This is a genomic window from Anaerobutyricum soehngenii (assembly GCF_009697165.1).
GTDB lineage: Bacteria > Bacillota > Clostridia > Lachnospirales > Lachnospiraceae > Anaerobutyricum > Anaerobutyricum soehngenii.
The window spans coordinates 44,353-65,902 of sequence record NZ_VULP01000015.1 but is presented as its reverse complement, the minus strand read 5'-3'; the positions used below and the strand labels follow the sequence as shown (position 1 = coordinate 65,902).

The following is a 21,550-nucleotide window of genomic DNA, read 5'->3' as shown; positions in this document are numbered from 1 at the left end:
ATAAAATAGCAACCCCAGTAACGCATCAGAAGACAGGCGGGAATTGAGATTATAATCTCAATTCCCGCCGTCTTAGAAAGGATCATCAATGCCAACAGTAGACGAGAATTTTATAAAAAGAATACAGCCTCACAGTGAGGAGGCGGAGCGTTCCGTTTTAGGTTCCATGCTGATGGACAGGGATGCTATCGTTGAGGCAGAAGATATCCTCACGAAGGAAGACTTTTATCAGCGCCAGTACGGAATCGTATTTGAGGCAATGGTAGAACTTTACCGGGAAGGAAAGGCAGTCGATCTGATTACTCTCCAGAATAAGCTAAAAGAAAAGGAAGTTCCGGAAGAACTGATGAGTCTTGACTTTTTTCGTGATCTGGTAGAAGTAGTTCCTACAGCAGCCAATATTGGACAGTATGCAAAGATCGTTCACGATAAAGCAACGTTACGTGCACTGATTAAGGTGACGGAGAATATCGGGAATGAATGTTATCTTGGGAAAGAAGATACGGAAGCGATTCTTGAAAAAACAGAGAAAGATATTTTCGGTCTTCTACAGAATCGAAACCGTATGTCAGACTTTGTTCCAATTCAGCAGATCGTTTTGAATTCTTTAAGTGCGATAGAAGAAGCCTCAAAGACAAAAGGGCGGGTTACCGGTGTAGCTACTGGTTTTACAGAGCTTGATTATAAACTGACCGGCCTTCATCCGGCAGAGCTTATTCTTGTGGCTGCACGTCCGGCAATGGGAAAGACAGCATTCGTCCTTAATATTGCACAGTATGCAGCGTTTAAAGATAATCATGCCGTTGCCATGTTCAGTCTTGAGATGTCAAAAGAACAGCTTGTAACAAGACTCATGGCATCAGAATCCATGGTAGATTCTCAGCAGATGCGAACCGGTGATCTAAGAGATTCCGACTGGGAAAAGCTTTTAGAGGGCGCTGCCCTTATCGGTAATTCAAAGCTTATCATTGATGATACAGCGACAACGCTGGCAGAGATTCGTTCTAAATGTCGAAAATACAAGCAGACATACGGAATAGAGCTGGTCGTGATCGATTACCTTCAGCTTATGACCGGAAGCGAATCCCGAAGGAATGAATCGAGACAGCAGGAAATCTCCGAGATTTCCAGAGCACTTAAAGTTTTAGCAAGGGAACTGGATGTTCCGATCATTGCCCTCTCGCAGCTTTCGCGAGCAGTAGAGGCAAGACAGGATCATAAACCGATGCTTTCAGACCTTCGAGAGTCAGGAGCGATCGAGCAGGATGCCGATGTGGTTATGTTCCTGTACAGAGATGAATATTATAATCCGGATACCGAGAAAAAGAATCTGGCAGAAGTAATTGTTGCCAAGCAGAGAAACGGTTCTACCGGAAGTGTCGAGCTGGTATGGCTTGGTCAGTATACGAAGTTTGCGAATAAAGAGCGGGTTATGTAGATAACCTGCTTTTTTTGCCCGTATTTGTCAGTAATTATCTTTATTTAGAGGACGAATGGCATTGAGAGTGCTTTCTTAAAGTTGCTATAATAAAACCATGCTTGAGTATGTTTCAGGTAAAATATATTGTGTGGAACAGGAGCGGATCATATTATGAAAGAAAACAAATATACCATCTCAGAAGCCGCCCGGCTTTTGTCGGTGGAAAATCATGTCCTTCGTTACTGGGAAGAGGAACTTGAACTTAAAATACCAAGAAATGAACTGGGGCACCGCTATTATCGTGAAGAAGAAATACAGCTGTTACACTGTATCAAAGAATTAAAGAACAAAGGCTTTCAATTAAAAGCAGTCAAAGAAGTACTGCCGGATTTAGAGCAAAAAAAGCTGATTGATATACATAAACTACTGACAACACAGGAAGAACTTGAGAATCAGGAATTAGAACAGCTAGAACAGGCAAGGCAAAAAGAAATAACACAAAGAGAAGAGGTACAAAGACAAGATACACCAAAAGAAAACAGAAGAAAAGAAATCGAAGAAAAAAATAAAAACATAGCAGGAAGAAACAGAGAAGAGACAGAAGCTGATTCTGGAAAAAACTGCAAAGTGATTGCGATTCATAATAAAACAGAAGATGCCGCTGTTGCAGAACGAGAAGCGAAAATGCAGCAATTTGAAGATATTATGGGCAGGATCGTTGGTAAAGCACTTCGCGAACAGGCAGAAAACCTTGGAGATGCCATGGGAAATCATCTCTGCAATAAAATGCTTCGGGAAGTAGACGAACTGATGGTAGAGCAGGAACAGCGCGAAGAGGAACGATATAAACGGCTGGATGAAACGATCCGAAGTGTTCAAAAAGCAAGACAGGAAGTAGCGGTATCCAAAGATGGTACAAGAAAAAAGAGCCTGTTTTTCCGTAAAAATAAGCGGAAATTATAATATATACTTTCGTGACATCTTTTTGATAAACGAGAATATAAAAAAGCCTGGCATAGCATCATAAATGTTATATCAGGCTTTTATCTCAGTTGAGAAGACTCCCACCTCTTTCAGGCGGCTCGACTTGAAAAAGAATGCCGGAGCATTCTTGAATTAAAACAAATAAAAAAGACACCGCATTCACGATGTCTTCTTTACACTTCGTTAATCGTAACGAATTATTCCTGGCTGATAGCACCTGCTGGGCAAACGCCTGCACAAGAACCGCAATCCATGCATGTATCTGCATCGATAACGTACTTTCCATCACCTTCGCTGATAGCGCCTGCTGGGCATTCACCTTCACAAGTTCCACAACTAATACAATCATCAGAAATTACATATGCCATTATAGTATCCTCCTTTAGATTAGATAAATTGAACTTTATGTTCTGTATTCCTTATTCTATACTAGATTTCTTTTAATATCAAGCATAAACTGAGAGAAAAATTGTATTAAATTTTGTAAGATATTAAATTACTTTTAACTATTGACGTTTGGGGTTGTATACAAATGGAAATTCATTTATAATGTTGGTAAAGCAATCCAGATAGGACATGGGTAGTGCCCCAAAAGGAGGCTAGATGAATGAGAAGTGATGAACAGAGATATAAAACGATAGGATTGATGATTTTTACGGCAATCATCATTTTTTCTGTTGTAGGAATTGTAATTATTGGGTTTAAGATGGTTAAGAAGAATGAAGAGGCAAAGCTGGTTGCTGCTGCCGATACAGAATATATGAAGAAACAGAAGCAGGATACAGAATCACAGGAGGGCTCGCAGGAAGAGAAGAGTACAGAAGAGAGTTTAAACATAGAAGAGTTTCTTGATTCTGCCACTGACTCGGATAAGAATACGAATGCGGCTGCAGATTCAGATTCCGATACAGAAGTCAGTGAGGCAGATGCAAAGGTATATCTTATTCAGGGAAATGAGAAGAGTTCAAACCGCTACGAGAAAGCAGATCATTTATCCTATACAACGGTAACAAAGTACACATTACAGGATTTGTCGATTCTTGATTCGTATGGATTGAAGATTACAAGGAATGAAATCTTTGCCCGTCATGGAAGAATGTTTAACGATCAGGAGTTACAGGAGTATTTTAAACGGCAGCAGTGGTATGTTCCACAGATTGCGGCGAATGATTTTGATACTTCCTGTCTGAATGAAGTAGAAAAATATAACGTAAATCTTATCAGTGTTTATGAAGAACAGATTGGTGGAAAGTGATTTATCTCAGTCGAGAAGACCCCCACCTCTTTTAGGTGGTGAGTGACGGCGGCTTGACTTGAATTCCTGATACAGATCATGCAAAAAGAGTTTTGGGTAAAATGTTTTGTGAAAAATGTATAAAAAATAGTTGAATAATATAGCATAATGCGCTATAATACCCATGGAAATAAATATTCTTCAGGGCAGGGTGTAATTCCCGACCGGCGGTAAGCGTTTTTGATTTGTGTTTTGATATTAGAAAGAAGCGTAAGCCCGCGAGCGACAGCATGATCCGGTGTGATTCCGGAGCCGACGGTACAGTCCGGATGTGAGAAGAAGAAAGAGACTATGTAAGTATTATGAATGATTAAGATAATTATAGCCCTGAAATTTATCGATGTAGATTTCAGGGTATTTTTATTTTACAGGCTTCTTTCTTTATCTGATTTTTTATCTGATTTTACTTGCAGGAGGTTTGAGACATGCCGGAAGAGAAGTATATGAGAAGAGCCATAGAACTGGCGAAGAAGGGAAGTGGCCATGTGAACCCGAATCCACTGGTTGGAGCTGTTATTGTAAGAGACGGTGAGATTATCGGTGAGGGCTATCACGAATGTTATGGACAGCTTCATGCAGAGCGTAATGCGATAGCGAATGCGAAGAAGAGAGGAAACAGTCTAGAAGGCAGTACGATCTATGTAACATTAGAGCCATGTTGCCATTACGGGAAGACCCCTCCTTGTACGGAAGCGATTATTGAGGAGAAGATTGCGAGAGTAGTTGTTGGTTCAGACGATCCGAATCCTTTAGTATCCGGTAAGGGATTCCAGATGCTTCGCGAGAAAGGAATCGAGGTGATTCCACATTTTCTTAAAGAAGAATGTGATGCGATGAATCATGTGTTTTTCCACTATATCCGTACTGGAATACCATATGTTGCGATGAAGTATGCGATGACGATGGATGGCAAGATTGCCTGTTATACCGGGGATTCTAAGTGGGTAACCGGCGAGGAATCAAGGGCACATGTTCAGACGCTTCGTAATCATTATAAAGGTATTATGGCAGGAATCGGAACAGTTCTTGCGGATGACCCGATGCTCAACTGCCGTATAGAAGGCGGAAGAGACCCGATTCGTATTATTGCTGATAGTCATTTGCGGATTCCGATGGACTCCCAGCTTGTACGAACTGCCGGACAGCAGCCACTTATTATAGCGTGTCTGCCGGATGCCGATGAAGAGAAGGCAGCACAGCTTCAGGAAAAGGGTGTGGAAGTATTACGGATTCCGGGAGTAACGACAGCGGATATAACAGAAGAACAAAAAGAAGTGATTTCCCTGCCGGTTCTGATGAAGGAACTTGGGGCACGTAAGATTGATGGTATCCTTTTAGAAGGCGGTGGTCAGCTTAACGAGAGTGCATTGCAGGCAGGAATCGTGGACAGAATATATTGTTATATTGCTCCTAAGATTTTTGGAGGGGCACAGGCAAAGACTCCGGTAGAAGGACAGGGACTTACCCGGGCAGCCGATGCATGGCAGTTTAAGAGAATAGGAATGCAGGAATTCGGGCAGGATATTTTACTGGAATACGAAAAAGCGCAGGAATTGCAGTAATCGGCAGTTTTCGAAGAAAATGAGCAGATTATGAATGTTTTTGAAGATTACGAAAGTACAAAGCATGCAGTGATCTGGTATAAAAGAAGTCAAATTGTATAGAAGCATAGAAAGGCAGATTGTATGTTTACAGGAATTATTGAGGAAGTAGGAGAAATCCAGAGCATTAAAAAAGGTGCGAATTCCGCAGTCATTACAATTAAAGCAAGTACTGTTTTAGGAGATCTGCATCTGGGTGACAGTGTAGCGCTTAACGGTGTCTGTCTCACAGCAGTATCTATTGGAAAGAATAATTATTCTGTAGATGTGATGCATGAGACATTAAGACGAACGAATCTTGGTGAGTTAAAGAGCGGAAGCAAGGTCAACCTTGAGAGAGCGATGGCGGCAAACGGAAGATTTGGCGGACATATCGTAGCAGGACATGTTGATGGAACAGGAACTATTTCTTCCATGAAGAAGGATGATAATGCTGTATGGATCACGATAGATACTTCTGCAGCAATATTAAAATATATTATAAGTAAAGGCTCTATCACGATCGATGGAGTAAGTCTTACCGTAGCAAAGGTTGATAATAAGAGCTTTGCAGTTTCTGTTATTCCACATACGGGACAGAATACGACCCTTCTTGACAAGAAGCCGGGAGACACCGTAAATCTTGAGAATGATATGGTAGGTAAATATGTTGAGAAGCTTCTTCAGTATGGAAGTATACCGGATGAGGAAGAAGAGGGCACGACAGAGAAAACGGGCATTACAATGGATTTTCTCAGACAAAATGGATTCTAATTAAGGGAGGACCTAGGATAAATGAGCGACATTAAGTTTAACACAATCGAAGAAGCAATTGCTGATTATAAAGCAGGAAAGATGGTTATCGCAGTAGACGATGACGATATGGAGAATGAAGGTTCCCTTCTGGTAGCCGGCGAATTTGCCACACCAGAAGTTATCAACTTTATGGCAACGAATGCCAAAGGTTTAATTACAATGCCGATGTCTGAAGATGTAGCAAGACAGCTTGGATTAGAGGCATTGATCTGGCAGGGAACAGACGGAGAGCCATCCGTATCTACAGTATCCTTTGATAAAGCAGATGCACTAACAGGAATTTCCGCACAGGATCGTTCCGCAACAGTTATCGCTGCAACAAAGGAAGATGCCAGACCGGAAGATTTCCGTATGCCGGGTCATATGTTCCCGAAGGTAGCAAGAAAGGGCGGCGTATTAAAGAGAACAGGATTTACAGAAGCAGCAGTAGATTTAGCAGTTATGTCAGGACTTCGTCCGGTAGGACTTTGCTGTGATATTCTTGACGAAGACGGCTTTGTAGGAAAGCTTCCTGATCTCGTAGAATTTGCAAAGAAATACGACATAAAGCTTATCACAATTGCTGATATGATTCAGTATAGAAGAAAGACAGAATGTTTCGTAAGTCGTGAAGCAGAAGCAGATTTTCCAACACACTATGGACATTTTCGTATCTTTGGATATGTTAATAAGTTAAATGGAGAGCATCACGTTGCCATCGTAAAAGGTGATGTGTCAGACGGTAAACCGGTATTATGCCGAGTACATTCAGAATGTCTTACTGGTGATGCATTAGGTTCCCGTCGTTGTGACTGTGGACAGCAGTACCGCGCAGCAATCCAGATGATCGAAAAAGAAGGCCGCGGTGTTCTCTTATATATGCGTCAGGAAGGTCGTGGAATCGGTCTTATCAATAAGTTAAAAGCATACCAGCTTCAGGATACAGGAATGGATACTGTAGAAGCGAACCTTGCATTAGGATTCCCGGAAGATTTAAGAGATTACGGAATCGGTGCACAGATTCTTGCAGACCTTGGAATCAAAGAACTTCGTCTTATGACAAATAACCCGGCAAAGGTAGTTGGATTATCCGGATACGGTATCGAGATTGTAGAGCGTGTTCCGATTATCATCGAGGCGAACTCCGATGACTTATTCTACCTGAAAACAAAGCAGGAAAAGATGGGACATTACACAAAATACTAAATAAAGCAGCTTTGTCCGATTAGACTTTATAAAGAACAACTTGTTAAATATTTAAAATAAATGGAGGATAAAAAGATGGCATATCATGTAATCGAAGGAAATGTAGTAGGAAAAAAAGAGAAAATCGGAATCGTGTGTGCACGTTTCAATGAGTTTATTGTATCTAAGTTATTAGGCGGCGCAATTGATGGTCTTGTACGTCATGGAATTTCAGAAGAAAACATTGATGTAGCATGGGTACCAGGAGCATTCGAAATTCCATTAATCTGTGAAAAAATGGTTAAGACAGGTAAATATGATGCAGTAATCGCTCTGGGAACAGTAATCAGAGGATCAACAAGCCACTATGACTATGTATGTAATGAAGTATCCAAAGGTGTTGCACAGGTTGGTCTGCAGGCAGGCGTTCCGGTAATGTTCGGAATTCTTACAACAGAAAATATCGAGCAGGCAATCGAACGTGCAGGAACAAAAGCAGGAAACAAAGGTTATGATTGTGCTGTAAGTGCGATTGAAATGATCAATCTTATTAAAGCCATTGAAAAATAAGCCGTATATCTGTATTTAATTTTGTGCCTGAACAGTTATAAACTTTCTAAAAAAGACAGTTTTTGAGAAATAATCAAGAATAACTGACAATCTAACAGTTGAACTTTTTTCTTTCATGTATTATACTGAAATTCAGGCTTGCAAAAGTCAAAATAAACAGATAAAACCGCTTGATAGCTCGCAGGAGCATAAGCAATATACGAATTGGAGGTATATATTTATGGCACAGCAGATTACAAAACAGACATTAATTGGTGAAATGCTTCAGATGGATATGGGAATCGCAGCAATCTTAATGGCAGCAGGAATGCACTGTGTAGGATGCCCATCTTCCGCTATGGAAAGCTTAGAAGAAGCTTGCATGGTACATGGAATGGATGCTGATCAGGTATTAAAACGCATCAATGATTACCTTGCAAATAAAGACAAATAATCTCTAAGTTGTAGATTTAAATTGTAAATTTAGTACAGACGAAAATGACCTATTCCGGATACAGCTTCGAAGCATCTGGGGTAGGTCATTTTTTAGCATATGTGATGAAATCTTAAACCAGCTCACAGAGCATTTCAATGGCATTCTCTGCGAGTATCGTCTGAAAATGCTCTCTGAAATATGCTGGTGTCGCATAAGATGCGGAGATTCTCACACCAAAGTCTGCGGCAATATTGCAGGCGCGGTGGAAGGCATCTTCCTGACTTTCTGCCTTCCGCAGGATCATATAGTAATTATTAGAAACAGAATCTTTATACAGGGAACTTTCTCCTTCATAGAATGGAGCCAGGAAAGAACCAAGCTGGGATGCCTGGGAGAAGTTACGGAAAGAGTAATACTGACAGTCGTGAGCGGCTGTTTTCTTTTCGTTCTTTTTCTTGAGGGCATCTTTTTTAGCCTGGGCAATCGCCTGTGTGAAAGGTGCGATCAAATCCAGTGCTTCATCGATGGCAGAGCGTTCCTTGGAAGAGTCTGCTTTAGAAGAGCTGGTCTGATAGGAATCAGAACTGTCTAAATCTTCTGAAGAAGAGAAGGGAAGAGGTTCATCATCTATCTCGTCGTCATCTTCTTCGTCATCGAGAAAATCGATGGTATCGAAATCATCATCGTCTATCTCAGAAAAGTCTTCGTCAAATGAGTCATCCATATTTATTTTAGAGAATCTTGAAAATCGAGTATCAAGTTCGTCAGGGTCTTCTACTTTAGTAACTACCAGAACGAGGCAGTCATTAGATATTGGGATTGCTTCGATCATAAGTGGGATATTCTCTGCTTCAAATCCAAGCTCAGCGGATGCCTGCTGCATCATGTCGCGGAATAACTCTTTCGCTTTTTCGGAACCATAGGCAAGCTCGGAAAGATGAAGCTGTCTCTGGGTTAAATCTTCTTTACTTAAAGTGCAGCGTATCTGGGTGTCACTTAATTTCTCTAATTTCATAAAATCACTTCCTTTTTCAAAAAATAATCTGTCAGCAGGTACGGATAGGCAATGCTGTGATATGCCACAGATGCCGGCTTTTTCTAAAATATGTGCAGATATATGCTGACAGATATCTGTGTGTGTATAGTATAAACATTATTCCCCAAACTGTAAAGTGTTAAAATGTGCCGCAGATAGCGGAATATTGCACTTTAAGAAAAAGGAAAGAAAATACACAAGGAAAATATTGTAAAATAAAAACAAAAATGGTATACTGTGCTTGCGCTGGTATTTCCGGCGGTGAAGAGAGGATACAGAGCAAACAGGCAGTAACATAGTTAGTAATATAGCTAGTAACAGATGAATACAGGATGATCAGTCAGCTGGTAACAGGTAAGTGAGATATCAGTTTCGGAATAGGAACGTATTTTGCAGTAAGAATGTGAGGTATTCTTGCGTATATCCATAGTCATATCAAAAGATACTTTATATCAGAAGATATTTTATTCAGATGGTACTTTTGACAAAAGAGAAGGCTTTAGAGAAGACGATGCATTCTTGAATAGTTAGGTTTCGGATAATATCGATGGTGAATTCGTCGGATGAACGTGCAGAAACTGCATAATTCCCATAGCAATTTGAAAGGCTGCCTTTTCCTGTATCGTCTCTTCTGCAATCATAGCAGCTTCAGATGGATTCGAGAGGAAACAGACTTCAGCAATCACAGTCGGAGTATCATTATCCCGAAGAAGATAATAGTCAGTATTTGCTTTAATTTTCCGGTGGTTTTCTATTCCTGTAAGGCTGTGCATCTGTGCTTGTATCAGACCGGCGAGACGTTTGCTTTCGGGATAATTTGGGTGATAGAATACCTGGGCTCCGCAGGAAGAAGAATCAGGGAAGCTGTTTTGATGTATACTTACTGCACAGTTTATTTTACTTTCTCTGATAAGCGCTTTTCTTTTTTTTAGATCACTGGATTTTTTATTGGAGGAACTGCCATCTTCGAGGCTTCGGTCTTCACTCCGGGTCAGGATAACCTTAATACCATTCTGTTCCAGGACAGATTTACATTTTAGAGTAATAGCAAGATTAATATCTTTTTCTTTAATACCGGAAGCACTTACTTTCCCCGGGTCAGCTCCGCCATGTCCGGCATCAAGAAGAACATAGAAGTTTTCTGTTGCCTGGAACGTAGCATAAGAAAGAGCCATATGACCGACAAAGAATGCGCCGGCAGCAAAACAAAACAGCAATATAGATAGAATAATGGGATGCGTATGTATCTTCATAATGCAGATCCTTAATTATTATATATATCATTATATATATGAGAAAAAAAGAGAGTACATAACCGGTAGGGAGTGTAAAAGTGCTGAAAAATACAGACGTAAAGGTGGCTTTTTTGACTTTATAGCCAAAACGTGATATGATGCAAAAGTCAGTTAATATATTTTTAGATAGTCGATTTTATAATGTGCTAAGTGCAGGAACGCGGTCGTTTAGGCAGCGTTTGATCAATATATCAGAGGTGAACATTTGTGGAGACAGAATTATTAAATATAGAGAGTGTGTCGTCAGAACAGAAGACGGCAGCACTGAGAAAGGCCGGAGAGATTATCCGGGAAGGTGGTCTGGTGGCTTTTCCAACAGAAACAGTATATGGTCTTGGAGCAGATGCCCTGAATGCAGAGGCGGCAGCTAAGATCTATGCGGCGAAGGGAAGACCTTCGGACAATCCTCTTATCGTGCATATCCACGATATCAGCCAGGTGTATGAGATTGCAGAAGAAGTTCCGGATGAGGCGAAGGCAGTCATGGAGAAGTTCTGGCCGGGACCTTTGACAATTATTTTAAATAAAAAGAGTTGTGTACCGGACGGGACAACCGGAGGACTTCATACGGTCGCGATTCGTATGCCGTCTCATCCGATCGCAAGAGATTTTATCCGAGAGAGTGGAAGAATGATCGCAGCTCCGAGTGCGAATACATCGGGAAGACCGAGTCCGACACTTGCATCCCATGTATATGAGGATATGCAGGGCAGAATTCCTCTTATTCTTGACGGAGGAGCTGTCGGAATAGGGATTGAATCCACGATCATTGATATGAGTACAGGTATTCCGACCATTTTAAGACCGGGATATATTACGAAGGATATGTTAGAAGAAGTTTTGCCGGAGGTGAAGATTGATCCGGCAGTTTCCGGACGTACTATGAAGAAGGACGTTGTAGCTAAGGCACCGGGAATGAAGTATCGTCATTATGCGCCTAAAGGCCAGCTTACTCTGGTAGAAGGTGATAAGGATAAAGTGATCGCTAAGATTAATGAACTTGTCAGAGAGAAGAAGGAAGAGGGATATAAAGTAGGTGTGATAGGAACTGACGAAACGTTGGATGCTTATCATGCGGATATTTTAAGAAGTATTGGAAGCAGACAGAAGCCGGAATCTGTTGCGGCAAATCTGTACCGCATTCTCAGGGAATTTGATGATCTGGAATGTGATTATATGTATTCAGAGAGTTTTTTTGAGCAAGGTTTGGGGAATGCTATTATGAACCGTATGCTAAAGGCAGCCGGCTATCATCTGATTACACTATAGGAGGGATTAGTTTGGATTATCGCAAGATTATTATAGTGGGAGAGACTAATATAGGCCGGAGCTTTATGGCAGAATGTATTTTACGAGGTATATTGCAGAAGAGAAACTGCCAGAATATAGAGGTAGTGTCAAGAGGACTGGTTGTACTTTTCTCAGAGCCGGTTGCTCCGGGAGCAGCAAAGATCTTAAGAGAAAAGGGTTATAGCATAGAGAATTTCCGGTCTGCTCAGCTTACGGAAGAAGATCTTGTATCAGCAGATCTGGTGCTGACTATTACAAAAGGACTGGCAGAACAGATCAAAGAATCTTTTGATGTACAGACAGCCAGCTATATGTCAATAGGAACATTCATAGATATAGACAGTACAGAAGCAGAGGAGAAGATTCCGAAGGTGACAGAAGAAGACCCAGAGACATATCAGCAGTGTTTTGACATACTAGAGCCGTTGATGGAAGCGGTTGCAGACAGAATTATCGGAGAACTTCTTGTATGATACGAAGAAAGAAGGACTATACTTTTTTAAGGATGCTTGCGTTGATCACTCAGTTGGGAATCAGTATGCTGACCTGTATATTCCTTTGTATGATCATTGGAAAGTTTTTATCTGAGAGACTGCAGATCAGCTGGATTTTTCCGCTGTTTCTTCTGTTGGGAATATTAGCGGGATTCCGTTCCTGCTATATGATGATCATGCGTTTTATAAAGTAAAGATTTGTGTGCAGCTGGCAAAGATTTTTCACTTGCATCAGTGGGAGAAGGAAAGGAGAATCAGATAAAGGTGAACTGGAGAAGATGGATAAATAAAGACAATGAGACTTTATTTGATTTGATTTTCGGATGTATTGTATACAGTATTGTTTTTGAAGTAATAGGACTTCTTGTCGTGGAGAATAAAGGCAGCTACAGTATGGGACTTTTGCTTGGAACAGCTGTAGCGGTCGGACTTAGTGTGAGCATGTACAAAAGCCTGAACCGTTGTCTTGTGATGACAGAACAGAAGGCGGGAAGAAGTATGGCACTTGGCTCACTTTTCAGATCAGCGGTTATATTGTTGGCTGCATGGATCGGAATGCGCTCAGGATATTTTAGTTTTCCGGGAATCATCATTGGAATCCTTGGGTTGAAGATATCTGCACATTTCCATGCATATACTAATGTATATATAACAAAAAAATTATATAAGAAAGGAAGGTAAAGGTATGGGAAGCAGCGATGTGGATTTTTTTATCCATAGTTATTATGAATTTAAGCTGTTTGGGACTACCCTCTCTATTAATACTACTATGGTTACAACAGTGATCGTCTGTCTGATATTACTGGCATTGATATTGTTCGCCAGACATGAGATCATGAAAAATTATGACGAACCGAATGTTGTACAGAATGTAGTAGAGATGATCGTAGAGAAGATGGATGCCATGGTTGAGAACAACATGGGTATTCATGCGAAGAAGTACCTGAATTACGTAGAGGCGCTGATGGCGTTTATCTTTTTATCCAATATTTCAGGACTTTTCGGACTACGGCCGCCAACAGCAGATTTTGGAACCACATTCGGTCTGGCGCTGATCACATTTGTGATGATTGAATATGCGTGGATAAAGACAAAGGGATTTGGAATCATAAAAGATTTATTAGATCCGTTTCCAATCTTTCTCCCAATTAATATCATCAGTGAGTTTGCCACGCCGGTCTCCATGTCACTGCGTTTGTTCGGTAACGTAACAGCAGGAACCATTATGCTGGGCCTGTGGTACGCATTGATGCCGTGGTTTGCAAAGATTGGAATACCGGCATTTCTACATGCATATTTTGATTTCTTTTCCGGAGCAATCCAGACGTATGTATTTGGAATGTTGACAATGGTATTCGTAGCGAACCGTTATGAGTAAGAATTTAGAAGAAATGGTTTGCTGACAAAAGAGTGAAGTGTATTTAAGGAGGAGTTTATTATGACAGGAATTACAAACGAAGGTTTAGTTTTAGCTTGTTCCGCGATTGGTGCAGGTCTTGCGGTTATCGCAGGTATCGGACCTGGTGTTGGTCAGGGTATTGCAGCTGGTTATGGTGCTTCAGCAGTAGGACGTAATCCGGGAGCAAAAGGTGATATCATGTCTACCATGCTTTTAGGACAGGCCGTAGCAGAGACAACAGGTCTTTACGGATTGGTTATCGCGCTGATTCTTCTGTACGCTAACCCATTGATCGGAAAGCTGTAAGATGAGTCCTCGAGAATTCGAAAGGAGGCCATAAAGTGTTATTAGAGGCCCTAAAGTATGATAACAGAATATTTGGTCTGGACCCACAGCTTTTATTTCAGGTAGCATTTCAGATGCTCGCTATCTTTATTTTGTTCTTACTTGCAAGTTATCTGCTTCTTGATCCGGTAAGAAAGATTTTGAATGACCGTAAAGAGCGGGTAATGAAGGAACAAAAAGAGGCGAAGGAGAGTCGGGAACAGGCAGTTCGTTTTAAAGATGAGTATGATACGAAGTTAAAACGAATCGATAAAGAGGCAGAACAGATTTTAAGTGATGCCAGAAAGAAGGCCATGCAGCGGGAGAATGAGATTATCGCAGATGCACGAGCGGAGGCGGCCCGTATCATGGATAATGCAAAGAAAGAAGCAGAGCTTGAAAAGAAACGTGTCAAAGATGAAGTGAAGCAGGAGATCATTACGGTTGCTGCGCTTATGTCTGAGAAGATTATTGCGGCATCTGTTGATGAGGAGACACAGAATGCTCTGTTTGAGCAGACCTTAAAAGAGATGGGGGATAAGACATGGCTAAACGAGTAAGCAGTATTTACGGCAATGCTTTGTTTGAGCTGGCAGCTGAGGAGAACAAGATGGATGCCCTTTTATCCGAAGTGCAGACATTGCAGCAGATTCTTCTTGAGAATGCGGACTTACTCTCTCTTTTAAATCATCCGGAAGTAAGCAAGATAGAGAAGTTAGACTTGCTGAAGAATATATTTTCCGGGCGGGCATCGGATGAGATACTGGGATTTTTAAATATTATTGTGGAAAAGGACAGACAGAAAGACATTCCAAAGATTTTTGAATATTTCGTAGATAAAGCGAAGGAATATAAGGGAATTGGTAAGGTAAAGGTCGTTTCCGCAACAGAACTTTCTGCCCGTCAGAAGGAGAAACTTACAAAGCGTCTTTTAGAGACGACAAAATACACTTCCTTTGAAGTTGATTATCAGGTAGACCCGTCTGTACTTGGCGGGCTGATTATCCGAATAGAAGACAGAGTGTTAGACAGCAGTCTTAAAACGCAGATTGAGAAGCTCAGCAAGGGATTATCAAAGTTGAGTGTGGAGAAAGAAGGTGTAGTTGGGCTTGGTTAATTTAAGACCGGAAGAAATCAGTTCCGTAATCAAGGAGCAGATTAAGAATTATACGGCGAAGCTGGAAACCACAGATGTCGGTACCGTCATCCAGGTGGCAGATGGTATTGCACGTATTCATGGTCTGGAGAATGCAATGCAGGGAGAACTTCTGGAATTCCCGGGTGAAGTGTACGGTATGGTCATGAACCTGGAGGAAGACAACGTAGGTGTTGTACTTTTAGGAGATTCCCGCGCAGTCAACGAAGGAGACGTAGTAAAAACTACCGGAAGAGTAGTAGAAGTTCCTGTTGGTGATGCACTTACCGGACGTGTTGTTAACGCATTAGGACAGCCGATTGATGAAAAGGGACCGATTGATACAGAAAAGTATCGTCCTGTAGAAAGAGTTGCTTACGGTGTAATCGACCGTCAGGCAGTAGATACTCCGGTACAGACCGGAATCAAGGCGATTGACTCTATGGTGCCGATCGGACGTGGACAGCGAGAGCTTATTATCGGTGACCGTCAGACAGGTAAGACTGCCATTGCGGTTGATACGATCATCAACCAGAAGGGGCAGAATATGCACTGTATTTATGTAGCCATCGGTCAGAAGGCTTCTACAGTAGCAAGTATCGTAAAGACATTAAAAGAACATGATGCAATGGAATACACCACTGTTGTTGCTGCTACAGCCAGTGAGTTAGCACCGCTGCAGTATATCGCACCATATGCAGGATGTGCGATCGGTGAAGAGTGGATGGAACGTGGAGAAGATGTACTTATCATTTATGATGATTTAAGTAAGCACGCTACGGCATATCGTACCCTGTCCCTGCTCCTGAGAAGACCGCCGGGACGTGAAGCATATCCTGGAGATGTATTCTATCTTCATTCAAGATTATTAGAGAGAGCATCAAGACTCTCTGAAGAACTTGGCGGAGGTTCCCTTACTGCACTTCCGATTATCGAGACACAGGCAGGTGACGTTTCTGCTTATATTCCGACAAACGTTATCTCTATTACAGACGGACAGATCTATTTGGAGACAGAAATGTTCCACGCAGGTTTCCGACCAGCGATCAATGCGGGTCTTTCCGTATCACGAGTAGGTGGAGCCGCACAGATTAAAGCGATGAAGAAGATTGCAGGTCCAATTCGTACAGAACTTGCACAGTATCGTGAACTTGCAGCATTCGCCCAGTTTGGTTCCGAACTTGATGATGATACAAGAGAGCGTCTTGCACAGGGTGAGCGTATTAAAGAAGTATTAAAGCAGCCACAGTATCAGCCACTTGCTGTAGAGAAGCAGATTGTTATCATTTATGCGGTAACAAGAAAGTATCTTCTTGATGTGCCAGTAGAACGTATTGCAGAGTTCGAAAAGGGACTCTATGAATTTGTGGAAACAAAGTATCCGGAAATCTATAAAGCAATCCGCGAAACAGGTGAAATCAACAGCGAGACAGATGCATTAATTCAGAAGGCCATTACAGAATTTAAGAATCAATTTTAAGGATGGTGATTGAATATGGCATCAATGCGAGATATTAAGAGGCGGAAAGAAAGTATTCAAAGTACGCAGCAGATTACCAAAGCAATGAAGCTGGTATCCACTGTAAAGCTCCAGAAAGCTAAGACCAGAGCAGAGAGTGCAAAGCCGTATTTTCAGAAAATGTACGATACGGTACAGTCGATTCTCTCCAGATCAGGCAATATAGAACATCCATACTTGACATCGAATGGTTCTAAGAAGAAGGCTGTGATTGTTGTAACCTCAAATCGTGGACTCGCCGGCGGCTATAACAATAATATTGTAAAGCTTGTTGCAGAAAGCGGGCTTCCAAAGGAAAGCGTTGAGGTTTACGGAATTGGTAAGAAGGGTATTGAATCATTTGAGCGAAAAGGATATTATATTGCTTCTGATGATTCGGAGATCATCAATGCACCCCTCTTTTCTGATGCAGTAGAGATTGGACGTAAAGTGCTTGATGCCTATGAGGCAGGAGAAGTAGGTGAGATTTATCTGGCGTATACCAGCTTTAAGAATACGGTTGTACACACTCCGGAGTTTATCAAGCTCCTTCCGGTAGAAGTGAAGGAAGAAGAGAGTGCAGATAAAAAGAGTGAGGCACCGATGAATTATGAGCCGGAAGCAGAAGAATCTTTAGATTTACTGATTCCAAAGTATATAAACAGTATTGTATATGGAGCATTTATTGAGGCGGTAGCAAGTGAAAACGGAGCCAGAATGCAGGCAATGGATGCTGCTACCAGTAATGCGGAGGATATGATCTCCACGCTGTCCCTTGCATATAATCGTGCAAGACAGGGTGCGATCACACAGGAACTGACCGAGATTATTTCAGGTGCGGAAGCTCTGAATTAACAATATGTAATTAGGAAAAGGGATGAAGAGGTCATTTGTGCCCAGACATTCATACCTTTAATCCTGTTTACACGAATATTAAAGGAGTAAATAAATGGCAGCACAGAATACAGGTAAAATCACGCAGGTCATCGGTGCGGTACTCGATATCCGATTTGACAAGGGTGTTCTTCCAGAAATTAACGATGCCGTTGAAATCCGTAGAAAAGATGGCTCCACGCTGGTTGCAGAGACAGCACAGCATCTCGGTGACGATATTATCAGATGTATCGCAATGGGTCCGACAGACGGACTTATAAGAGGAATGGAGGCCATTGCCACAGGAGGACCGATTAGTGTACCTGTGGGTGAGGTTACTTTAGGACGTATTTTTAACGTTCTTGGAGAGCCGATTGACAAAAAGCCAATGCCGGAAGGAGTGAAGAGAAATCCAATTCACCGTAAGGCACCGACTTTTGCGGAACAGGCAACAGAAACAGAAATCTTAGAGACAGGTATCAAAGTAGTAGACCTTCTCTGCCCTTACCAAAAGGGTGGAAAGATCGGTCTTTTCGGAGGTGCCGGTGTAGGTAAGACCGTACTTATTCAGGAATTGATCCGTAATGTAGCAACAGAGCATGGTGGATATTCCGTATTCACTGGTGTAGGCGAGCGTACACGTGAAGGTAACGACCTCTACACAGAAATGAGTGAGTCCGGTGTTATTGATAAAACAGCGATGGTATTTGGTCAGATGAACGAGCCGCCGGGAGCGCGTATGCGAGTTGGTCTTACCGGACTGACAATTGCAGAGAACTTCCGTGATGAAGGTGGAAAAGATGTTCTTTTATTCATCGATAATATTTTCCGATTCACGCAGGCAGGTTCCGAGGTATCCGCCTTACTTGGACGTGTACCAAGTGCGGTAGGTTATCAGCCAACCTTACAGACAGAGATGGGAGCGCTGCAGGAGCGTATCACTTCGACAAAGAACGGGTCGATCACATCCGTACAGGCAGTATATGTGCCGGCCGATGACTTAACTGACCCGGCTCCGGCGACAACTTTTGCCCATCTTGACGCAACAACCGTACTTTCACGTGCCATTGTAGAACAGGGTATTTATCCGGCAGTAGACCCACTGGAATCTACTTCCAGAATCCTTGATCCTCGAATTGTAGGAGATGAGCATTATCAGGTAGCACGTGGTGTACAGGAAATATTACAGCGTTATAAAGAATTACAGGATATCATTGCCATTCTTGGTATGGATGAACTTTCTGAAGAAGAAAAGATTCTTGTAGCAAGAGCAAGAAAGGTACAGAGATTCCTTTCTCAACCATTCTTCGTTGCAGAACAGTTCACAGGAACAACAGGACGTTACGTTCCGCTTGGAGAAACAATCCAGGGATTCAAAGAGATTCTTGAGGGTAAATACGATGAGATTCCGGAAGGAATGTTCTTGAATGCCGGAAATATCGATGACGTATTAGCCAGATATAATAAGTAGGTGATTCTATGGCAGACAAAACATTCCGACTCGAGATTATTGCGCCGGACAGGATTTTTTATTCCAATGACATCTACATGGTAGAATATAATACCGTAGAAGGACAGGTAGGCGTATATGCAGACCACATCCCGATGACTCAGATTATTGCACCTGGCAGACTTATCATCACCGAAAGGAATGAAGAGAAGCAGGCAGCACTTCTTTCCGGTTTTGTGGAGATTACTCCGGAAAAGATGACCATTCTCGCGGAAGCGGTAGAGTGGCCACAGGATATTGATATCAAACGTGCCGAAGAAGCCAAAATACGTGCACAAAGAAGAATTTCCTCCGAGCAGGGAGGCGTTGATATCGGACGTGCAGAACTGGCACTCAAACGAGCACTGATTCGATTAGAAATCGCAGGAAAGTAATAGATAAGACAGACGAAAACCTGGGAAATATATAATATAATGTATTATATGTTTCCCGGGTTTTTTGCGTTTTCTCCTCCTACATCGCATGATGTTAGAGGAGAAAAGTATTTTGAGATTTCAAAGTCAAACACCTTATCGTGTGAGCCCGAACGGAGTTTTTACCCTTTTAATTCTGACATCATCACATTATTATAGCAATGAAATATCTGTTTTCGCAAAAAATGAACATTGAAATTTTGTAAAAGTAATTTATAATATGCTATAAACATATAAAATGAGTACCAAATGTGTATTATATACCAAACGTGTTGTGGTATGGTAAATAAATAACGATAATTAATAAGGAGAGACTTTTACAATGGAACATATGCAGATTCGAATGGCGACGATAGATGATTTAGATGCGATTACATCAGTAGAGGCAGACTGTTTTCCTCCTGCTGAGGCAGCGACAAAAGAGGAATTTGCAAGAAGGATTAAGGCATATGGCACGTATTTCTGGCTATTGTGTGAAAAGGGTTACGAGGGAGAGAAATTAATCGCATTTGTGGATGGGATGGTAACAGATAAAAAGGATCTGACAGATGAAATGTATGAAAAAGCAGAGCTTCACGAGGAAGGGGGAGCATGGCAGATGATTTTTGGGGTAAGTACGCTTCCTGCTTACCGGAGAAATGGTTATGCAGAAAAGCTCATTCGTTATGTGATCAATGATGCAAGGGCACAGGATAGAACAGGTATTGTCTTAACCTGTAAAGAGCCCCTTATTCACTATTATGAGAAGTTTGGTTTTCAGAAAGAAGGAATTTCGGAATCCGTTCATGGTGGAGTGACATGGTATCAGATGCGTCTGACATTCTAAAAGGTGCCATTTTCACTGGACAAATAGTATAGAATGTTTATAATAAATAGTAAGAAAAGATTTTAGAGAAGACTGGATTTAATCGTATATACATACTGCACGATACGAACCAGAGAAAGAGGGGAACCGCCATGAATATGCAGGAATTATTAACCTATGTAGAAGAACTGACATTTAAGACATCAATGTTTGGTTACGATAAAGATGAAGTCGATATTCAGCTGGATAAGATCTGTGATGAGGCAGAGGCGATCATCTTAGCAAAAGAAAAAGAAATCGAAGAATTAAAGAAAGAGAGCAAGACAGCTCTCGGAATAGCAGCAGCGGCAACTGGTAAGACGATGGAAGAGTTAGAGAAGGATACAAAGGAAGACATCGTTGATGCAGAAGAAGACAAAGAAGAGCAGGAAACAGAAGCAGAAGCTGCAGAAGAATCTGCACCAGAAACAGCTTATAAAACAGCAGATACACCAGAGGCAGTAACAAGTGCAGATGAAGCGCAGGATGAGATTGAAGCGGCAAAGGCACAGTTAGCTGCAGCCCAGAAGAAGATAGAAGCATTAGAAGCACAAATCAAGGAAGAGAAGGCAAAGACAGCAGCAGCGCTTGCAAGAGCACAAGAAGCTCAGACCGCTGCCGAAGAGGCAAAAGCACCGGAAACAACGGATCAGGCATACGAAAGATACATGAAGAATGCAGACTTACTTTGCAAGCAGCTTTCTGATTTAGAAGGCAGACAGAATGCCATTCTTGATGAAGCAAGAGCCCAGGCAGAAAGAGAGAGAGAGCAGGCAAGACAGGACGCAGCAGATATTATCGGAGAAGCACGTAAAACTGCAGAAAGACTCTTAAAAGATGCCCAGGAGAATAAAGATAATGCGATTGAAGAGGCGAAGAAGATTCATGAAGACAGCCTGCGTAAAGTAGAAGAAGAGAAGAAACAGTGTGATGAGCTGGCAGCTCAGAAGACAGCAATGGTTAATTCCCTGAAGAAGCTTACAGAAGACACAGCACGTCTTATGGAGAAGATGCAAGGATAACTATTTGATTCATTGAGAGGAAAACAGACGAAAAAAGAAATAATATCATATCCCACCTGCTCTGTAGTCGCTGTATTTAAGATGCTCATCCGCATCTTAAATACGCTCCGAAGCCGCATCTGGGATATGATATTATTTTTTTATTTTCGTCTGTTTCCTTCTAAATGAAATAGT

The 21,550-nt window shown here is 41.7% G+C and carries 25 protein-coding genes and 1 riboswitch; of the genes, 22 read left to right on the top strand and 3 right to left on the bottom strand.

The window, feature by feature from the left end; translation table 11 throughout:
* Positions 1-88: 88 nt before the first annotated feature.
* Together dnaB and FYJ25_RS08465 are read left to right on the top strand one after the other, a co-directional pair.
* Complete coding sequence (dnaB, locus tag FYJ25_RS08470; RefSeq protein ID WP_021908352.1) at positions 89-1,438, top strand: replicative DNA helicase; 1,350 nt, start codon at positions 89-91, stop codon at positions 1,436-1,438.
* Between the two features lie 153 nt (positions 1,439-1,591).
* On the top strand, positions 1,592-2,383 hold the full coding sequence (locus FYJ25_RS08465; protein WP_096241403.1) for a helix-turn-helix domain-containing protein: 792 nt from the start codon (positions 1,592-1,594) through the stop codon (positions 2,381-2,383).
* A gap of 218 nt (positions 2,384-2,601) precedes the next feature.
* Here the strand turns inward: FYJ25_RS08465 and FYJ25_RS08460 are convergent, their stop codons facing one another.
* Positions 2,602-2,772: a 4Fe-4S ferredoxin gene (locus FYJ25_RS08460; RefSeq protein WP_021908350.1), complete on the bottom strand. Its 171-nt coding sequence runs from the start codon at positions 2,770-2,772 to the stop codon at positions 2,602-2,604.
* Positions 2,773-3,011: 239 nt separating this feature from the next.
* Between FYJ25_RS08460 and FYJ25_RS08455 the strand changes: the two genes are divergently transcribed.
* The 6 genes from FYJ25_RS08455 (at position 3,012) to FYJ25_RS08430 (ending at position 8,261) form a co-directional block, all read left to right on the top strand.
* Positions 3,012-3,659, top strand: a complete 648-nt coding sequence (locus FYJ25_RS08455; RefSeq protein ID WP_154581049.1) for a YARHG domain-containing protein — start codon at positions 3,012-3,014, stop codon at positions 3,657-3,659.
* Positions 3,660-3,831: 172 nt separating this feature from the next.
* Positions 3,832-3,983: riboswitch (FMN riboswitch) on the top strand.
* Positions 3,984-4,123: 140 nt separating this feature from the next.
* On the top strand, positions 4,124-5,260 hold the full coding sequence (ribD, locus tag FYJ25_RS08450) for a bifunctional diaminohydroxyphosphoribosylaminopyrimidine deaminase/5-amino-6-(5-phosphoribosylamino)uracil reductase RibD (protein ID WP_154581048.1): 1,137 nt from the start codon (positions 4,124-4,126) through the stop codon (positions 5,258-5,260).
* A gap of 123 nt (positions 5,261-5,383) precedes the next feature.
* The gene (gene ribE, locus FYJ25_RS08445; RefSeq protein ID WP_154581047.1) at positions 5,384-6,052 is read left to right on the top strand and encodes a riboflavin synthase; all 669 of its coding nucleotides are present in this window, start codon (positions 5,384-5,386) and stop codon (positions 6,050-6,052) included.
* A gap of 21 nt (positions 6,053-6,073) precedes the next feature.
* Positions 6,074-7,279: a GTP cyclohydrolase II gene (gene ribA, locus FYJ25_RS08440; RefSeq protein ID WP_154581046.1), complete on the top strand. Its 1,206-nt coding sequence runs from the start codon at positions 6,074-6,076 to the stop codon at positions 7,277-7,279.
* A 75-nt stretch (positions 7,280-7,354) separates the two neighbouring features.
* The gene (ribH, locus tag FYJ25_RS08435) at positions 7,355-7,828 is read left to right on the top strand and encodes a 6,7-dimethyl-8-ribityllumazine synthase (protein ID WP_154581045.1); all 474 of its coding nucleotides are present in this window, start codon (positions 7,355-7,357) and stop codon (positions 7,826-7,828) included.
* 220 nt (positions 7,829-8,048) lie between these two features.
* Entirely contained in the window at positions 8,049-8,261 is a 213-nt protein-coding gene (locus FYJ25_RS08430; protein ID WP_021908344.1) for a DUF1858 domain-containing protein, read from the top strand.
* Positions 8,262-8,373: 112 nt separating this feature from the next.
* Here FYJ25_RS08430 and FYJ25_RS08425 read toward each other — a convergent pair whose 3' ends face one another.
* Together FYJ25_RS08425 and FYJ25_RS08420 are read right to left on the bottom strand one after the other, a co-directional pair.
* The gene (locus tag FYJ25_RS08425; protein ID WP_154581044.1) at positions 8,374-9,258 is read right to left on the bottom strand and encodes an adaptor protein MecA; all 885 of its coding nucleotides are present in this window, start codon (positions 9,256-9,258) and stop codon (positions 8,374-8,376) included.
* A gap of 548 nt (positions 9,259-9,806) precedes the next feature.
* On the bottom strand, positions 9,807-10,532 hold the full coding sequence (locus FYJ25_RS08420; protein ID WP_154581043.1) for an N-acetylmuramoyl-L-alanine amidase: 726 nt from the start codon (positions 10,530-10,532) through the stop codon (positions 9,807-9,809).
* A gap of 249 nt (positions 10,533-10,781) precedes the next feature.
* Here FYJ25_RS08420 and FYJ25_RS08415 point away from each other — a divergent pair, with 249 nt between their 5' ends.
* The 14 genes from FYJ25_RS08415 (at position 10,782) to FYJ25_RS08350 (ending at position 21,376) form a co-directional block, all read left to right on the top strand.
* Positions 10,782-11,843 (top strand): L-threonylcarbamoyladenylate synthase, encoded by a 1,062-nt coding sequence (locus tag FYJ25_RS08415; protein ID WP_330578317.1) that lies wholly within the window; start codon positions 10,782-10,784, stop codon positions 11,841-11,843.
* An 11-nt stretch (positions 11,844-11,854) separates the two neighbouring features.
* On the top strand, positions 11,855-12,337 hold the full coding sequence (locus FYJ25_RS08410; protein WP_154581042.1) for an arsenate reductase/protein-tyrosine-phosphatase family protein: 483 nt from the start codon (positions 11,855-11,857) through the stop codon (positions 12,335-12,337).
* Positions 12,334-12,552, top strand: a complete 219-nt coding sequence (locus FYJ25_RS08405) for an AtpZ/AtpI family protein (protein WP_021908339.1) — start codon at positions 12,334-12,336, stop codon at positions 12,550-12,552. The genes FYJ25_RS08410 and FYJ25_RS08405 overlap by 4 nt, the downstream gene beginning before the upstream one ends.
* 70 nt (positions 12,553-12,622) lie before the next feature.
* The gene (locus tag FYJ25_RS08400) at positions 12,623-13,039 is read left to right on the top strand and encodes an ATP synthase subunit I (protein ID WP_167513796.1); all 417 of its coding nucleotides are present in this window, start codon (positions 12,623-12,625) and stop codon (positions 13,037-13,039) included.
* Positions 13,040-13,043: 4 nt separating this feature from the next.
* Entirely contained in the window at positions 13,044-13,736 is a 693-nt protein-coding gene (gene atpB, locus FYJ25_RS08395; RefSeq protein ID WP_021908337.1) for a F0F1 ATP synthase subunit A, read from the top strand.
* Positions 13,737-13,796: 60 nt separating this feature from the next.
* Positions 13,797-14,063: an ATP synthase F0 subunit C gene (atpE, locus tag FYJ25_RS08390; RefSeq protein ID WP_021908336.1), complete on the top strand. Its 267-nt coding sequence runs from the start codon at positions 13,797-13,799 to the stop codon at positions 14,061-14,063.
* Positions 14,064-14,098: 35 nt separating this feature from the next.
* Positions 14,099-14,641 (top strand): F0F1 ATP synthase subunit B, encoded by a 543-nt coding sequence (gene atpF, locus FYJ25_RS08385; RefSeq protein WP_021908335.1) that lies wholly within the window; start codon positions 14,099-14,101, stop codon positions 14,639-14,641.
* Positions 14,626-15,198, top strand: a complete 573-nt coding sequence (gene atpH, locus FYJ25_RS08380; RefSeq protein ID WP_021908334.1) for an ATP synthase F1 subunit delta — start codon at positions 14,626-14,628, stop codon at positions 15,196-15,198. The genes atpF and atpH overlap by 16 nt, the downstream gene beginning before the upstream one ends.
* A complete protein-coding gene (atpA, locus tag FYJ25_RS08375; protein WP_096241393.1) occupies positions 15,191-16,696 on the top strand; it encodes a F0F1 ATP synthase subunit alpha in 1,506 nt (501 codons plus the stop codon). The genes atpH and atpA overlap by 8 nt, the downstream gene beginning before the upstream one ends.
* Before the next feature lie 15 nt (positions 16,697-16,711).
* Complete coding sequence (gene atpG / locus FYJ25_RS08370) at positions 16,712-17,569, top strand: ATP synthase F1 subunit gamma (protein ID WP_021908332.1); 858 nt, start codon at positions 16,712-16,714, stop codon at positions 17,567-17,569.
* Positions 17,570-17,663: 94 nt separating this feature from the next.
* Entirely contained in the window at positions 17,664-19,058 is a 1,395-nt protein-coding gene (gene atpD, locus FYJ25_RS08365) for a F0F1 ATP synthase subunit beta (RefSeq protein ID WP_147607939.1), read from the top strand.
* A gap of 8 nt (positions 19,059-19,066) precedes the next feature.
* On the top strand, positions 19,067-19,471 hold the full coding sequence (atpC, locus tag FYJ25_RS08360) for an ATP synthase F1 subunit epsilon (protein WP_021908330.1): 405 nt from the start codon (positions 19,067-19,069) through the stop codon (positions 19,469-19,471).
* Between the two features lie 361 nt (positions 19,472-19,832).
* Positions 19,833-20,336: a GNAT family N-acetyltransferase gene (locus tag FYJ25_RS08355; RefSeq protein WP_330578316.1), complete on the top strand. Its 504-nt coding sequence runs from the start codon at positions 19,833-19,835 to the stop codon at positions 20,334-20,336.
* 131 nt (positions 20,337-20,467) lie between these two features.
* Positions 20,468-21,376 carry a hypothetical protein gene (locus tag FYJ25_RS08350; RefSeq protein WP_154581040.1) on the top strand — a complete coding sequence of 303 codons (909 nt, stop codon included), beginning with the start codon at positions 20,468-20,470 and terminating at the stop codon, positions 21,374-21,376.
* Positions 21,377-21,550 lie beyond the last annotated feature (174 nt).

Bases quoted from the DNA above. Each gene is read 5' to 3' on its own strand.
- dnaB (WP_021908352.1), top strand. From the start codon at position 89: ATGCCAACAGTAGACGAGAATTTTATAAAAAGAATACAGCCTCACAGT.
- FYJ25_RS08465 (WP_096241403.1), top strand. From the start codon at position 1,592: ATGAAAGAAAACAAATATACCATCTCAGAAGCCGCCCGGCTTTTGTCG.
- FYJ25_RS08460 (WP_021908350.1), bottom strand. From the start codon at position 2,772: ATGGCATATGTAATTTCTGATGATTGTATTAGTTGTGGAACTTGTGAA.
- FYJ25_RS08455 (WP_154581049.1), top strand. From the start codon at position 3,012: ATGAGAAGTGATGAACAGAGATATAAAACGATAGGATTGATGATTTTT.
- ribD (WP_154581048.1), top strand. From the start codon at position 4,124: ATGCCGGAAGAGAAGTATATGAGAAGAGCCATAGAACTGGCGAAGAAG.
- ribE (WP_154581047.1), top strand. From the start codon at position 5,384: ATGTTTACAGGAATTATTGAGGAAGTAGGAGAAATCCAGAGCATTAAA.
- ribA (WP_154581046.1), top strand. From the start codon at position 6,074: ATGAGCGACATTAAGTTTAACACAATCGAAGAAGCAATTGCTGATTAT.
- ribH (WP_154581045.1), top strand. From the start codon at position 7,355: ATGGCATATCATGTAATCGAAGGAAATGTAGTAGGAAAAAAAGAGAAA.
- FYJ25_RS08430 (WP_021908344.1), top strand. From the start codon at position 8,049: ATGGCACAGCAGATTACAAAACAGACATTAATTGGTGAAATGCTTCAG.
- FYJ25_RS08425 (WP_154581044.1), bottom strand. From the start codon at position 9,258: ATGAAATTAGAGAAATTAAGTGACACCCAGATACGCTGCACTTTAAGT.
- FYJ25_RS08420 (WP_154581043.1), bottom strand. From the start codon at position 10,532: ATGAAGATACATACGCATCCCATTATTCTATCTATATTGCTGTTTTGT.
- FYJ25_RS08405 (WP_021908339.1), top strand. From the start codon at position 12,334: ATGATACGAAGAAAGAAGGACTATACTTTTTTAAGGATGCTTGCGTTG.
- atpB (WP_021908337.1), top strand. From the start codon at position 13,044: ATGGGAAGCAGCGATGTGGATTTTTTTATCCATAGTTATTATGAATTT.
- atpE (WP_021908336.1), top strand. From the start codon at position 13,797: ATGACAGGAATTACAAACGAAGGTTTAGTTTTAGCTTGTTCCGCGATT.
- atpH (WP_021908334.1), top strand. From the start codon at position 14,626: ATGGCTAAACGAGTAAGCAGTATTTACGGCAATGCTTTGTTTGAGCTG.
- atpG (WP_021908332.1), top strand. From the start codon at position 16,712: ATGGCATCAATGCGAGATATTAAGAGGCGGAAAGAAAGTATTCAAAGT.
- atpD (WP_147607939.1), top strand. From the start codon at position 17,664: ATGGCAGCACAGAATACAGGTAAAATCACGCAGGTCATCGGTGCGGTA.
- atpC (WP_021908330.1), top strand. From the start codon at position 19,067: ATGGCAGACAAAACATTCCGACTCGAGATTATTGCGCCGGACAGGATT.
- FYJ25_RS08355 (WP_330578316.1), top strand. From the start codon at position 19,833: ATGGAACATATGCAGATTCGAATGGCGACGATAGATGATTTAGATGCG.
- FYJ25_RS08350 (WP_154581040.1), top strand. From the start codon at position 20,468: ATGAATATGCAGGAATTATTAACCTATGTAGAAGAACTGACATTTAAG.